This window comes from Haloarcula halophila (assembly GCF_029278565.1).
In the GTDB taxonomy this organism is placed as follows: domain Archaea; phylum Halobacteriota; class Halobacteria; order Halobacteriales; family Haloarculaceae; genus Haloarcula; species Haloarcula halophila.
The window spans coordinates 1580316-1592903 of record NZ_CP119559.1; the positions used below are offsets into that span (position 1 = coordinate 1580316).

Annotated in this window: 14 protein-coding genes; 7 read left to right on the forward strand and 7 right to left on the reverse strand. The window is 68.9% G+C overall.

All coding sequences use genetic code 11. The features are described from left to right. Positions 1–52: 52 nt before the first annotated feature. The 6 genes from pstC to P0204_RS08400 all read left to right on the forward strand — a co-directional run bounded on the left by pstC (position 53) and on the right by P0204_RS08400 (position 6293). The gene (gene pstC, locus P0204_RS08375; protein ID WP_276178130.1) at positions 53–1183 is read left to right on the forward strand and encodes a phosphate ABC transporter permease subunit PstC; all 1131 of its coding nucleotides are present in this window, start codon (positions 53–55) and stop codon (positions 1181–1183) included. Beyond that, on the forward strand, positions 1183–2796 hold the full coding sequence (pstA, locus tag P0204_RS08380; protein WP_276178132.1) for a phosphate ABC transporter permease PstA: 1614 nt from the start codon (positions 1183–1185) through the stop codon (positions 2794–2796). Before pstC ends, pstA begins: the two co-directional genes overlap by 1 nt. Then, complete coding sequence (gene pstB / locus P0204_RS08385; protein WP_276178134.1) at positions 2793–3707, forward strand: phosphate ABC transporter ATP-binding protein PstB; 915 nt, start codon at positions 2793–2795, stop codon at positions 3705–3707. The genes pstA and pstB overlap by 4 nt, the downstream gene beginning before the upstream one ends. Before the next feature lie 7 nt (positions 3708–3714). Next, on the forward strand, positions 3715–4392 hold the full coding sequence (gene phoU / locus P0204_RS08390; protein ID WP_276178136.1) for a phosphate signaling complex protein PhoU: 678 nt from the start codon (positions 3715–3717) through the stop codon (positions 4390–4392). A gap of 1 nt (position 4393) precedes the next feature. Beyond that, positions 4394–5425: a phosphate signaling complex PhoU family protein gene (locus tag P0204_RS08395; RefSeq protein ID WP_276178138.1), complete on the forward strand. Its 1032-nt coding sequence runs from the start codon at positions 4394–4396 to the stop codon at positions 5423–5425. A gap of 121 nt (positions 5426–5546) precedes the next feature. Further along, positions 5547–6293: an MBL fold metallo-hydrolase gene (locus P0204_RS08400; RefSeq protein WP_276178140.1), complete on the forward strand. Its 747-nt coding sequence runs from the start codon at positions 5547–5549 to the stop codon at positions 6291–6293. Positions 6294–6336: 43 nt separating this feature from the next. Here the strand turns inward: P0204_RS08400 and P0204_RS08405 are convergent, their stop codons facing one another. From P0204_RS08405 to P0204_RS08425, 5 genes are read right to left on the reverse strand one after another with little or no spacing between them, the layout of a single operon-like run. Continuing rightward, entirely contained in the window at positions 6337–7638 is a 1302-nt protein-coding gene (locus P0204_RS08405; RefSeq protein ID WP_276178142.1) for an eIF2B alpha/beta/delta subunit family protein, read from the reverse strand. Between the two features lie 38 nt (positions 7639–7676). Beyond that, positions 7677–8783, reverse strand: coding sequence for an aminotransferase class V-fold PLP-dependent enzyme (locus tag P0204_RS08410; RefSeq protein WP_276178144.1), 1107 nt, complete (start codon positions 8781–8783; stop codon positions 7677–7679). A gap of 38 nt (positions 8784–8821) precedes the next feature. Beyond that, positions 8822–9166, reverse strand: a complete 345-nt coding sequence (locus P0204_RS08415) for a fluoride efflux transporter FluC (RefSeq protein WP_276178146.1) — start codon at positions 9164–9166, stop codon at positions 8822–8824. Then, the gene (locus P0204_RS08420; RefSeq protein WP_276178148.1) at positions 9163–9555 is read right to left on the reverse strand and encodes a fluoride efflux transporter FluC; all 393 of its coding nucleotides are present in this window, start codon (positions 9553–9555) and stop codon (positions 9163–9165) included. Before P0204_RS08420 ends, P0204_RS08415 begins: the two co-directional genes overlap by 4 nt. A 48-nt stretch (positions 9556–9603) precedes the next feature. Next, positions 9604–10632, reverse strand: coding sequence for an ATP-binding protein (locus P0204_RS08425; protein WP_276178150.1), 1029 nt, complete (start codon positions 10630–10632; stop codon positions 9604–9606). A 75-nt stretch (positions 10633–10707) separates the two neighbouring features. Between P0204_RS08425 and P0204_RS08430 the strand changes: the two genes are divergently transcribed. Next, positions 10708–11151 (forward strand): DUF7382 domain-containing protein, encoded by a 444-nt coding sequence (locus tag P0204_RS08430; protein ID WP_276178152.1) that lies wholly within the window; start codon positions 10708–10710, stop codon positions 11149–11151. Here P0204_RS08430 and P0204_RS08435 read toward each other — a convergent pair. Together P0204_RS08435 and P0204_RS08440 are read right to left on the reverse strand one after the other, a co-directional pair. Further along, a complete protein-coding gene (locus P0204_RS08435; RefSeq protein ID WP_276178154.1) occupies positions 11148–11876 on the reverse strand; it encodes a protein-L-isoaspartate O-methyltransferase family protein in 729 nt (242 codons plus the stop codon). The genes P0204_RS08430 and P0204_RS08435 overlap by 4 nt on opposite strands. A gap of 82 nt (positions 11877–11958) precedes the next feature. Continuing rightward, complete coding sequence (locus P0204_RS08440) at positions 11959–12588, reverse strand: protein-L-isoaspartate(D-aspartate) O-methyltransferase (RefSeq protein ID WP_276178156.1); 630 nt, start codon at positions 12586–12588, stop codon at positions 11959–11961.

Here is a 12588-nt window from a genome sequence, read left to right on the forward strand (position 1 = left end):
AAGTGGGGACGGATACTCCGAACTTCGCACTTAATTTCATACAGTACACATTATGACACGTACATCGAACGAGGCAGGCGCCGGAACGGGCGCGCTGGCGCGGCGGCGCCGGCAGCTCCGTGATTTCGTCACCGAAACCGAGCCGGCGGCGCTGGTTACGGTCGGCGTGATGGCGGTCGCGCTGGTGGCGACACTCGCCGGGTTCCTCGCGGTTTCTCCGCTGACGATCGTTCCGTTCGCCGTCTTCCTGGGCAGCGCTGGATACGGCTGGGCACGGCACCAGGGGCTGACCGCCCAGGTGCTGACGTTCTCGATGATGGTCTCGACGATCATGATACTGCTGTTGATCGTCGTCTTCATCTCCGTCGAGTCGATCCCGGTCGTCCAGTACGAGAGTGTGACGGTGTTCGGCGTCGCCGTCCCCGGACTACGGTTGTTCACGCAGACACAGTGGGACGCCGTCTCCCCCCCGATCCGGTACTCGATGGTACCGATGATCCACGGGACAGTGATGGTGACGACCATCGCGACGGCCGTCGCCGCGCCGCTCGGGGTCGCCGCGGCACTGTTCCTCTCGGAGATCGCCCCCGCGACCGTCCGTGAAGTCGTCAAACCGGGCGTGGAGATCCTCGCAGGGATCCCCTCCATCATCTACGGGTTCATCGGGTTCACCATCCTGAGCCCGTGGGCGGCCGACCAGTTCCGGACCACCGGCCAGGGGTCGTACCTGTTCGTCGGAATCGTCGTCGGGCTGATGGCGCTGCCGACGGTCGTCTCCGTCGCGGAGGACGCCCTGTCGAGCGTCCCCGAATCGATGAAGAGCGGCTCGCTCGCGATGGGGACCACCGACTGGCAGACGATGACCTCGATCACGCTACCGGCGGCGTTCTCGGGGGTCTCAGCGGCAGTCCTCCTGGGCGTCGGACGGGCCATCGGCGAGACGATGGCCGCGACGGTCATGCTTCGGGGGGTCCCGCAACTGACCGAACCGCTGTACAACGTCTTCTACGGCCAGGAGACGCTCACCTCGCTCATCGCCAACAACTACGGCGAGGCCGACGGGCTCCAGATGGACGCCCTGTTCATCGCCGGCGTCATCCTGTTCGTCACGGTGTTGTTCATCTCCATCGGGGCACAGTACATCGAGTGGCGGATGCGCCGGAAACTAGGGGGTGAGATCTGATGGCCGGTGCGACGAAGACGAACCTCGTCACGGGCGACGTCTCGGAGACGAACGCGGTCGCGGCGGGTGCGGTCGCGCTCTCGGCGCTCCTGTTCGCCCTCTCGCTGGCGGCGCTGTTCGAGGTCATCACCATCAGCGACCCGGTCGCGGGCGTGCCGGTCGTCACGCTGCTGGGCCTGATCCTCGTGACCCTGGGCGGCGCCGTGATCACCTTCGGGATCGGCTCGTTCCTGGGCTACGTCGAGACACAACCGAGCCCGAGCGCCGGGCTGGTCGCGGCGACGGTCTTCTCGGCGATCTGGTTCGCCGTCGGAGGGCTGGTCGCCTCCCAGACGCTCGGGTTCGGGGGACTGACGTGGCTGCCAGTCGCCGCCCTCGCCGGCGGTAGCGCGTTCGCGCTGACCGCGCTGCCCCGTGAGGACATCGGCTCGACGCTTCCGGCAGGTGCGCTCACGCTGCTGACGGGGCTCGCCTTCGTCACGGGGACGATCGGGCCGGCCTGGGCGTGGGAGCTGAGCTTCGAGCAACAGGCCTCGTTCACCGCCGAGTTCGTCATCCCCATGGCGACGCTGTTCGCGGCACTCATCTCGGGCTGGGCCGCTGCGAAGGCTTACGGCGGATTCGGCGCCCGCGGTCGGCACATGGGCGCGTACGTACTCATCTACCTGAACGCGAGCTCCATCGTCGGCGTGCTGTTCGTGCTGGTCGCGTTCACGACCATGAAGGGGGTTCCGGGGCTACTGACCGGCGCCGAACTGGGGACGGGACCGGACGTGACCCTGTTCGGTCTCACGGTCGGGCTGCCGTTCTCGGTCCCGTTCGTGATGAACGGGGTGGCGCTGCTCAACGACTTCCAGGGCGTCCTCCCGGCGATCGTCGGCACGATCTGGCTCGTGATCGGCGCGGTGCTGTTCGCGGTGCCCCTGGGTGTCGGCGCGGCGATCTTCCTCACCGAGTACGCCGAGCGCGGCCGGCTCACCCAGGCCGTCGAGGTGGCGACCAACGGGCTCTGGAGCACGCCGAGCATCGTGTTCGGCCTGTTCGGGTTCGCCTTCCTCATCCCGCGGTTCGGGGGGAACAAGTCGCTGATCTCGGGGATGCTCACGCTCGGGTTCATGCTCCTCCCGCTGGTGCTCATCACGAGCCGGGAGGCGATCCTCGCGGTGCCGGACGAGTACCGCGACGCGAGCGCCGCGCTGGGTGTCACGAAGTGGCAGACGATACGCAGCGTGGTCCTCCCGGCCGCGCTCCCGGGCGTCGTCACGGGCGTCATCCTCGGTGTCGGTCGGATCGCCGGCGAGACGGCCCCCATCCTGCTGACGATGACCGGCGGGACGTTCGTGCCCGGCGGGTCGACGGTCGACGTGATCGGCGGGTTCCAGTTCACGGGCACCCCGCCGTTCGTCGCCAACCCCGAACTGCTACAGGCGACGACGGCGCTCCCGTTCCAGTTGTACGCCCTCATCACGGCCGGCGTCGGTCTCGGTGACAACGTCACCAACCCCGAACAGTTCCAGTGGGCGACGGCACTGATGTTGCTCGTGGTGGTGCTGTCGTTCTACGCGATCGGCATCGGCGCGCGGTACTACTTCCGGAGGCGACTTCAATCATGAGTGAAACGACAGAGACGACAGGACAGACAGGCATCGAGTCGGACCAACCCCTCGAAACGACGAGCGGTGAAACCGAGGAGCAGGTCCGGGAGGAGTGGCGCGAGTACGAGTTCGACGGTCGGACGAAACTCGCCGCAGAGGATCTCGACGTCTACTACGGCGACGACCACGCGCTGAAAGAGGTCTCCATCGAGATCCCGGAGAACAGCGTCACCGCGCTCATCGGCCCCTCTGGTTGTGGGAAGTCGACGTTCCTCCGGTGTCTCAACCGGATGAACGACCGTATCCGGAGCGCCGAGATCGACGGCTCCGTCGAGATCGACGGGCAGGAGATCTACCAGGAAGGGGTGAACCTGGTCGAACTACGCAAGCGCGTCGGGATGGTGTTCCAGTCGCCGAACCCGTTCCCGAAGTCGATCCGGGAGAACATCTCGTACGGCCCCGAAAAGCACGGTGACCTCCAGACGGGGCTGCTGGCACGGCTGCTCAACAGGAGCGACGCGGCCGAGCGCGAGCAACTCGTCGAGCAGTGTCTCCGCGACGCGGCGCTGTGGGACGAGGTGCAGGACCGCCTCGACGACAACGCGCTCGGGCTCTCCGGTGGCCAGCAACAGCGCCTCTGTATCGCTCGGTGTCTGTCGGTCGATCCCGAGGTGATCCTGATGGACGAGCCGGCGTCGGCGCTCGATCCGATCGCGACTTCGAAGATCGAGGACCTCATCGCCCAACTGAGCGAGGAGTACACGGTCGTCATCGTCACCCACAACATGCAGCAGGCCGCCCGGATCTCCGACCAGACGGCCGTCTTCCTCACCGGCGGCGAACTCGTCGAGTACGACGACACGGAGAAGATCTTCGAGAGCCCCGAGAGCCAACGCGTCGAGGACTACATCACCGGCAAGTTCGGGTGAGCGAGCGATGTCACGCGAGTCCTACCAGGAGCGGCTGGCGACGCTGCGGGCGGACGTAGTCGGAATGGGTGATCTCGTCGGCGAGCGCCTGGAGCTGGCATTGGAGAGTATTCGGACCGGTGACGAGGAACTGGCCCGGACGGTTATCGACGGCGACGACGAGGTCAACGACCTGTACCTCGACCTCGAAGGCGACTGCATCGACCTCTTTGCCCTCCAGCAACCGGTCGCGACGGACCTCCGGTTCGTGGCGACCTCGTTCAAAGTGATCACGGACCTCGAACGGATCGGCGACCTGGCGACGAACCTCGCCAACTACGGGCTCGCAGCCACCGGCGAGATCCTCCCCGAGGTCGCCATCGAGGAGATCGGGGCCGACGCAGTGGCTCTCGTCGAACGGGCACTGGAAGCGTACCGGACCGACGACGCCGACGCCTGTCGGACGATCGCGGCCGACGACGACGAGATCGACGCGCTCTGTCAACACGCCAGCGAGACCGTCGTCCGGGACCTCATCGAGCGGGAGGCGACCGACGACCAACTCTGGTCGATCGAGGAACTGCTCGACGACGTCTCACGAGTCTTGCTGACGATCCGGGATCTGGAACGGATCGCCGACCACGCGGTCAACATCGCAGCACGAACACTGTACATGGTCGATTCGAGCACGGAACTCATCTACTGACATGGAGACACGCAAGATCCAACAGGTCGGTGGCGGAACGTACACCGTCTCGCTCCCGAAGGAGTGGGCCGAACAGGCGGAGGTCTCCGCCGGCACCGTCGTGGACCTCCACACGCATATCGACGGGTTACTCGTCGTCCAGGCCGGCGACTGTGATCGCGGCGTGACCAGCCCCATCGAGATTCAGGTTCCCCCCGAGGACGCCGACGCCGTCGAACAGTCGCTTCGGGCGGCATACGCCGCCGGAGCCGAATCGATACGGCTCACAGCGCCCGAGGGCTTTACCGACAGTCAACGACGAGCCATCGACCGGGTCGCCCGGAACCTGACCGGAGTCGCCGTCGCCGAGGAATCGGCGACCGAGGTGACGGTCCGTACGATGCTCGACGCGACGGAGGTCTCGATCACACAGTCAGTCCGGCAACTCCAGTTCGTCGCGCTCTCGATGCACCGGGACGCCGTCGCAGCGCTGACCGGCGCCGGCGGGGTCGACCAGCCCGCCGACCGGGACGACCAGGCCGACCGGTTGTACGCGATGATCGAACGGCACTTCGAGCGCGGCCTCGCGAAACTCGACGAGGTCGACGCCCTCGGTCTCACCCGGCCCGAACTGTTCCAGTTGTGGGCGACGGCTCGTGAACTCGAACGGGTCGCCGACCACGCCGAGCGGATCGCCTGCGTGGCCGCCCGGTTGGAATCGCCGGTCGCCGGCGACCTCGCGGACGACATCGACGGGATCGCTGCCACGGCACAACGCACGGTCGAGGAGGCGGTCCGTGTCGTCATCGACGACGCCGGCGTCGACACCGCCCACCAGGCACTGAGTGATCGGGACCGCGTCCGGACCGACGTGGCGGACCTCGACCGGCGACTGTTCGAGGCCCCCGAGAGCGACTACCGGCTCACACACGTCGTCGATAGCCTCCAGCGCACCGCCGAACACGGCGGTAACGTCGCCGAACTCGGCCTCCGGAGCGCACTCCGTGAGGACTCGCTGGCCCCGGCTGCGGAGCCGGCCGACGCCAACGACTGATAGTGAGTCGTATAGGTTGTTTCCGGTCGCGCCGACACCGGGGACGGCGCGTACCGGTACGTCGCTGTGAGACGCCAGCGCTCGTAGCGGCTTTATGTCTCCGGTCGCGTAGATGGAGGCGATGACGGTCAGACACGACGGACTCGCCGTCGAGTGGCTCGGGTACGCGACGATCAGGCTCGCCGGCGACGACACGGTCGTCTACATGGACCCGGGCCGGTACGGCGTCCTGACCGGCGAGTGGGAACCCTTCGAGGAAGGTATCGGCCACCCGCCGGCACGCGACTACGACGCCCGCGACGGCGACATCGTCTGTGTCAGCCACGTCCATCACTACGATCCCGACGCCATCGAACGGGTCGCCGCCCCCGATGCGACGGTCGTCGCCTTCGAGGGGATCGAGGGGCGTGCGCGCGAACGTGATCTCCGACCACTCGCGGATCTCCCCTACGAAGTCCGGCAGATCGGTTCCGCCGACCAACTCGGCGTCGAGGGGACAGACATCTGGACGACGCCGGCGTACAACGAACCGGACGGCCCACACACCCGTCCCGACGGGACCCCCTACCACCCCGAGGGCTTCGGCTGTGGCTTCCTGGCGGTCGTCGACGGGACCCACTGCTTCTGGCCAGGCGATACGGACGTGTTACCCGGACACCGAACGGTGGAGACCTCGTTGTTCTGTCCGCCGATCGGTCAGCGGTTCACGATGGACCGCAAGGAGGCCGCGGGACTGGCGGCGACGATCGACCCCGACCTGGTCGTTCCGGTCCACTACAACACCTTCTCGACGCTCGCTGCCGACTCGCGGGCCTTCGCCGCCGACGTGGCCAGCGCCGGCGTCCCGGTCGCCTTAGACGAGCAGTGAGCACGACTCGCCTCCCACCGGCTCGTACATCGGAGCTGCCGCCTCACCCGTCGTCCCACGCCTGCCATTCGCGGTGAGCGGCGGCGACTGCCTGGATCTCCGCGGGGTCGAGTCGGCCCTGCTCGGTCAGGACGGCCGTCACCGGGTCGGCCGGCGTCACGTCGAAAGTCGGGTTGGTGACGGCTACGTCGGCCGCACCGTCGTAGACCTCCGCCCGGGAGCGCGGTTCGAGGTCGTACCCGTCCTCGGGAGCGATCTTGTCGCTTGCGGCCACCACGAACACCTCGCAGTCGGCGGCTGCGGCCGACAGCACCGCCCCGCGGGTGCCGACCTTGTTGACGAGACGGCCGTCCGGCAAGATCCGATCGGCACCGACGAGCACCGCCCCGGCGTCCCAGTCGTCGAGTTCGAACGCCAGCGCGGCGTCGGTCGTGAGTGTCACGTCCGTCGACGCCGCCAGCGCCTCGGCGACGCCGATTCCCTCCCGGCCCGGGCGTGACTCGGCGACCAGGACCGCTTCGGGTGCAGCCTCGTGGAGCGTCTCCTGGACCGTCCCCGAGCGCGAGAGGGTCGCGATCCGTGCCGGCAACGCCTCGGCGGCCGCTCGGGCGGCCTCCCGGTCGGCGGCACAGACCTGTTCGACCGCTCGGCCGGCCGCAGTCTCGACGGTCGCCGGGGACCGACCGTCGCTCGCGGCCAGCATCGTCCGGTTGATCCGGTTCGCCAGAACGGCCATCGAGGGACGAGCGTCCCGGAGCGATCGAGCCAGGGCCGCCAGTCCGTCCCAGTCGTCGCTGGGCCGTTCGACCGTCTCGCAGTCGTCCCGGTGTCCTTCGACGACGGCGGCCGCCTCGTCCCGGAGGACCTCCAGTGCCCGCACCGAGAGCCACGACGAGCCGTGGGTCCGGTCCTCACGGACGGTCGCCACGCGCGGTCGGACCCGATCGTAGGCCGTCCAGAGCCGGGGAACCGTCTCCCGCCGGAGGATCTCGGGGGGCTGGACCCACGCTGTCTCGGCGGTCTCCGCGTTCGTCCGGACCGCTCGGGAGTCACAGTCGAAGAGGAACGGATGGACGAGCCAGTCGTCCGTCCCGTCGGCGACCGAAAACGGCTCGCCCCGACTGGCGAGCGTGACTGCGTGCTCCAGCCCGGTCGCCTCGGCGATCTCGGCCCGCGCTGCGGTCTCCGGGTCGCGATCCGGCGCGGTCGGGTCGCCGTCGTCGGCCACGTGTCCGGCAACTCCGCCCCACCGGCCGGGAGAGGAGCCGACCCCGTCGCTGCGGCACAACAGGAGGATCTCGCCGTCGGTACGCAGAAAACAGGTAACGACCGGGCGGGAAGGCATGGCCGACCCGTCGCCCGCCCGGATAATGAGCGTGGGGGCTACAGCGCGTCGAGCAGTCGGTCGACGTCCTCGGCGGTGTTGAACGCGTGGACCGACGCCCGGACGGCACCCCGGGGCTGGGGGAGCGACCGGACGACGACGCCGGCCTCGCCGAGCCGCTGGACCGTCGCCTCGGGGTCCTCGGCGGCGAAGGTGACCAGTCCCGACTCGTAGTCCTCGGGACTCACCAGCCGGTCGCCGAGTCCCGCTTTCAGCCGGTCGGTCAGCCGCTGGACCCGGGACTGTATCGTCTCGAACCCGACGGCTTCGACCGTCTCGATGGCTTCGGCCAGCGCGACGTACGGCGCCGGGGTGGTCGTCCCGACCTCGAACCGCCGGCCGCCGGCGTGGTAGGTGTACTCGCTCGCGCCGGGGTCCTCGACGCTCCGGTAGCCGATCCTGGTCTGTCGAAGTCGATCGTGAGCCCCGGGAGCGACGTACAACATCCCGGCACCCCACACGCCCAGCAGCCACTTGTGGCCGGCACAGGCGACGAAGTCCGCGCCCCAGTCGGTGACGTCGACGGGGTGGTGGCCGACCGACTGGACCGCGTCGACGAGCACCTGTGCGCCCGCGTCGTGGGCGACGTCGGCGACCTCCGCGACCGGGAGCCTGGTCCCGTGTGTCCAGGTGAGCGAACTCAGGACGACCAACCGTGCGTCTTCGACGGCGTCTTTCAGCGCCGCCATGTCGAGCCGTCCCCGGTCGGTCGGGACGACCCGGACTTCGACGCCGTGGGTGTCGGCCAGGCGGTCCCAGGGGAGGGTCCCGGCCGGATGTTCGAGGTCGGTCCGGACGACCACGTCGCCGGGTTGGAAGTCGATCGCACCGGCGACGAGGCTGATGCCGTCGGCGGTGCTCCGGGTGAACGCGAGGTCGTCGGTCCCGGCACCCAGGAACTCCGCGGCGACCACGCGGGCGTCGTCGATCGCCCCGAACCCCATCTCGTAGGGGTCCCGTGGGCCGTGGCCCTCGAACTCGTGGCGCTCCAGAAAGCCGGTCGCCGCCTCGACGACGTGGCGCGGGCTGGGGCCGCTCGCTCCGGTGTTGAAGTACGTACGCTCCTCCAGTGCGGGGATCGACCGGCGAAGCTCGGCAGGGTCCATAGTCGATGCAGGCCCGCCGGCGCCTTGAGCCCTGCGTGCTACAGCGCGCCGCCGAGGGTACCACCGATCAAGACACCGACCAGCGCCGCCGCGAACATCCCGCCGGCGTACAGCGCAGCCGTCCGGAGTTCGCCGTCCCCGGCCAACTGGACCGTCTCGACCGCGAACGACGAGAACGTGGTGAACGCCCCGCAGAATCCGGTGCCGGCCGCGAGCGCGACCGCGTCGCCGGCCGGAGCAGTGACCAGCAGACCCAAGAGGACGCTGCCGAGGACGTTCACCGAGAGCGTATCGACCAGTTCGCGTTCGAGGAGCCGGGCAGTCGTGTATCGGGCCATCGCCCCGACTGCACCGCCGATCCCGACCAGGACGAACGGGTTCACGACAGCCACCCCGCGAGTCGCTGTCCACAGACGACCGCGGCGAAGCCGAGCCCGTAGTTCGCGGCGACGTTCAGGGCGGCGAGTTCCGGACCGAGGCCGCTGGTCTGGACCGCGAAGGTGCTGTAGGTCGTCAGCGACGAGAGAACCCCCGTCCCGACGAGTAATCTAGCACGCGTGGGCACGACCTGGCCGACGCCCGCATCGTAGGCCATGGCACCCAGCAGGAAGCTCCCGAGCACGTTCGCGGCGAGCGTTCCGGTGATCGGGTCCTGGAGAGCGGCGACACCCGGCGTCAGGACGGTGATCCCGTGTCGGAGCGCGGCCCCGAGGCAGCCACCGACGGCGACCAGCGCCAGCGGCCCGACCCACCCCTCGCGGAACCCACTCATTGGCGGGACGAGACCGCCGGGCTACTCCTGCGTTGCGGTCGACGGCCGTCACGGATCAGCTACAGCGGACGCGCACGGACTGTCACCACCGTGTGGCGTCCGCCGCTCGCGGACACGGACGTGGTGGACGGACTCGGTGGTGTCGTCGACGACGAGCGCCTCGCCGGGTTCCTCGGGGAGCCGTGTCGACCACTCCCCGTCGAGATACGTCGGGCGAGCGGCTGTCAGCGCCTCGATGTCGGTCCGAGCCGTCAGTCGATGTGCCAGAACGAGATCCGCCTGTGACACCGCCACCGCCGGCAGCGCGCTCGGGCGCTGTGTCGCCAGCCACAGGCTCACACCGGGCTGTCGGCCCCGGGTGACGAGCCGACGGAGGGGGCCGGCAGCGACGCCGTCGGTGAACGCGTGCGCCTCGTCGACGAGTACCCAGGGGAGTCGCGTCGTCGTCCCCTCGACTCGCCCCCGATACAGGGTGGTCGCGACCGCCGCGAGCACTGCACCCGCGGGCTCGCGGGTCTGACCCGAAAGGTCGAGGACAGTCACCCCGGGGCTGTCGAAGGCTGTCGAAGCAAGCCCGTCGGGGTCGAAGACGTTCCAGTCGGCCGCCAGCGACAGATGGTTGGCTGCCCCGCGCCGTGTCGACCGCTCGGCGTCGGCGTTCTCGACCCAGCGACGCATCTCCGAGAGCGTCCCGGCGTGGCTCGTGGCCCGCCAGAGCAGACTCCCTACGCCGCTCTCCGGTCCGACTCCGAGCAGCGTACACCACTCACGTGGGCCGAGCGCGTCCGCGCGGACCTGTGGATCGAGGACCCGTGCAGGGGCGTCCACGTCCGCGAGCCCGGCGAAGACACCCATCGGGTCGACGACGACCGGGGTGACGCCGTCAGTCTCGGCCAGCGCCTCCGCGAGGACGCCCAGCGTGTAGCTCTTTCCCATCCCGCGCTTCCCGACGACCAGGCCGGCGTGGGGGCCGTCGAGATCCAGGTCGACGTGTGCCCCGCGGCTCCCATCGCGTGCCCGATAGTGGCCCAATCGAGCCGTCGGTCCCTGTTCGTCCTCGCGTCCGATGACGACCATACCGGGGCTGGTCTCGGCCTCGTATTTGAACGCTTGGACGAGGGTTCAAGTACGAATCCGGGACCAGGCCGCCCCGTGTTCGAAGCCCTATGGCGGGACGAACGTGGTATCGAAGGACTTCCCATCCGACTGGTCATCGCGCTGGTCGTCGGCGTCGCCTGCATGAGCGTGATGATGAGCACGATCTCGGGCATCCAGACACTCCAAGTCACCGAGGTCGACGTCCAGCCGTCCCCGGAGGTCACAGAACCCGGGAGCGGGTCCGTCTCCGTGACGGTCGTCGATCCCGAGGGGTCGCCGGTCGCCGACGCGACGGTCGTCGCGAAAAGCGGGACGGCGACACTCTCCTCCGTCGAGACCGCGAAGACCGGATCGGGCGGAACGGCGTCGCTGTCGCTGTCGCCGTCGTTGGGTCCCAATCAGGACGAGGGGACGATCGTCTTCGAGGTGAAACCGCCCGCCGGCAGTAGCTACCAGGACAATCGGGCCAATACGGATCTGTTGGTGGTGCGGTCCTAGTCCCAGTCGATCCACTCGTGTTCCCAGCCCGGTCGCGTCTCCGCTGCTTTCCGGGCGCGTTCGCGGTCCTCGCGTTGGGTCCGGTTTCGTTCGACGGTGTCGGCTTGCTCGCCCTCGACGAGCATCGGCGCGAACGCGACGCCGCCCAGGCGGTCGGTCTCGCCGTCGGCGTCGACGATCGTCAGCGTCTGCTCGCCGGTCCCGAGCGGCATCACGAGCCGGCCGTCTGGCGCGAGCTGGTCGACCAGCGCTCGGGGTGGGTTGATGGCAGCAGCCTCCAGCAGGATGCGGTCGTAGGGGGCGTACTCGGGGAGCCCGTCGGCACCGTCCCGTCGGTCGACGAGGACCGCATCGTAGCCGGCGGTCGCTAAGTTCGACCGCGCTTCGATGACCAGCCGCCGGGTGATATCGATCGCCTGGACGTTCGCCGCACCGACCCGCTCGGCCAGCACCGCCGCGGTGTAGCCGATCCCGGCACCCACCACGAGTACGTCGTCGTCTTCGGCCGGTGCCAGCGCCTCCAGCAGACGGGCGGCAGTGCTGGGCGAGAGGACCCGCGTCCCCATGACTTCGAAGGGCCGGTCGGAGTAGGCCTGCTCCTCGGGGACGAACGCCTCCCGTGGGACCGACCGCATCGCCGCCGACAGCCACGCACTCTGGACGACACCCTTGCTGTCGTGTTGGAGGCTGTCGACCATATCGTCCCGCAGCACCGCCGTGTCCATACCTGTGGGTTCGCGCGGAGCTATATGAATGACGCGGCCTCGGCCACCCGCGCAGCGATGTCTACGCGTCGGCCGCTCAGACTCATTTGAGTGGAACGAATCGCACACCGCCGTGTGTCTCCCGGTCCAGCGAGCCGTCGGCGCGCCGGCGTGCCCGGACCAGTCGCTGGCGCCCGTTCCCGATGGGGGCGAGTACCAATCCGCCGGGACGGGTCTGTTCGACCACCGCCCGCGGAAACTCCGGCGCGGCGCAGGTGAGGTAGCTGCGGTCGTAGGGAGCGTGGTCGGCCCAGCCCTGCTTACCGTCGCCGGTACGGACCGATACGTCCCCGTATCCCGTCGCTGCCAGTCGTTCCCGTGCTGCCTGTGCCAGCGAGTCGTGGTACTCGACGCTGAAGACGTGCTCTGCTCCGACCAGTTCGGCCGTGACCGCGGCGTGGTAGCCACAGCCGGTCCCGATCTCCAGGACGCGGTCGCCGGGCTGGAGTTCCAGCAGCGTCGCCATGATCGCGACCATATGTGGCGCGGAGATGGTCTGTTCCTCGCCGATAGGGAGCGGACTGTCGACGTATGCACGGTGGCGCCGCGCCTCGGGAACGAACTCGTGTCTGGGGACCGTTTCGAGTGCGTCGAGAACCCGCTCGTCGTCGATCCGCTCGCGGCTCCGGAGCCGGTCGACCAGCGCCGCGCGGTCCCGCGCCGGGTCGCTCAT

What these genes read in the sequence shown, in the direction of transcription:
- pstC (WP_276178130.1), top strand. Translation starts at nt 53, where the DNA reads ATGACACGTACATCGAACGAGGCAGGCGCCGGAACGGGCGCGCTGGCG.
- pstA (WP_276178132.1), top strand. Translation starts at nt 1,183, where the DNA reads ATGGCCGGTGCGACGAAGACGAACCTCGTCACGGGCGACGTCTCGGAG.
- pstB (WP_276178134.1), top strand. Translation starts at nt 2,793, where the DNA reads ATGAGTGAAACGACAGAGACGACAGGACAGACAGGCATCGAGTCGGAC.
- phoU (WP_276178136.1), top strand. Translation starts at nt 3,715, where the DNA reads ATGTCACGCGAGTCCTACCAGGAGCGGCTGGCGACGCTGCGGGCGGAC.
- P0204_RS08395 (WP_276178138.1), top strand. Translation starts at nt 4,394, where the DNA reads ATGGAGACACGCAAGATCCAACAGGTCGGTGGCGGAACGTACACCGTC.
- P0204_RS08400 (WP_276178140.1), top strand. Translation starts at nt 5,547, where the DNA reads ATGACGGTCAGACACGACGGACTCGCCGTCGAGTGGCTCGGGTACGCG.
- P0204_RS08405 (WP_276178142.1), bottom strand. Translation starts at nt 7,638, where the DNA reads ATGCCTTCCCGCCCGGTCGTTACCTGTTTTCTGCGTACCGACGGCGAG.
- P0204_RS08410 (WP_276178144.1), bottom strand. Translation starts at nt 8,783, where the DNA reads ATGGACCCTGCCGAGCTTCGCCGGTCGATCCCCGCACTGGAGGAGCGT.
- P0204_RS08420 (WP_276178148.1), bottom strand. Translation starts at nt 9,555, where the DNA reads ATGAGTGGGTTCCGCGAGGGGTGGGTCGGGCCGCTGGCGCTGGTCGCC.
- P0204_RS08425 (WP_276178150.1), bottom strand. Translation starts at nt 10,632, where the DNA reads ATGGTCGTCATCGGACGCGAGGACGAACAGGGACCGACGGCTCGATTG.
- P0204_RS08435 (WP_276178154.1), bottom strand. Translation starts at nt 11,876, where the DNA reads ATGGACACGGCGGTGCTGCGGGACGATATGGTCGACAGCCTCCAACAC.
- P0204_RS08440 (WP_276178156.1), bottom strand. Translation starts at nt 12,588, where the DNA reads ATGAGCGACCCGGCGCGGGACCGCGCGGCGCTGGTCGACCGGCTCCGG.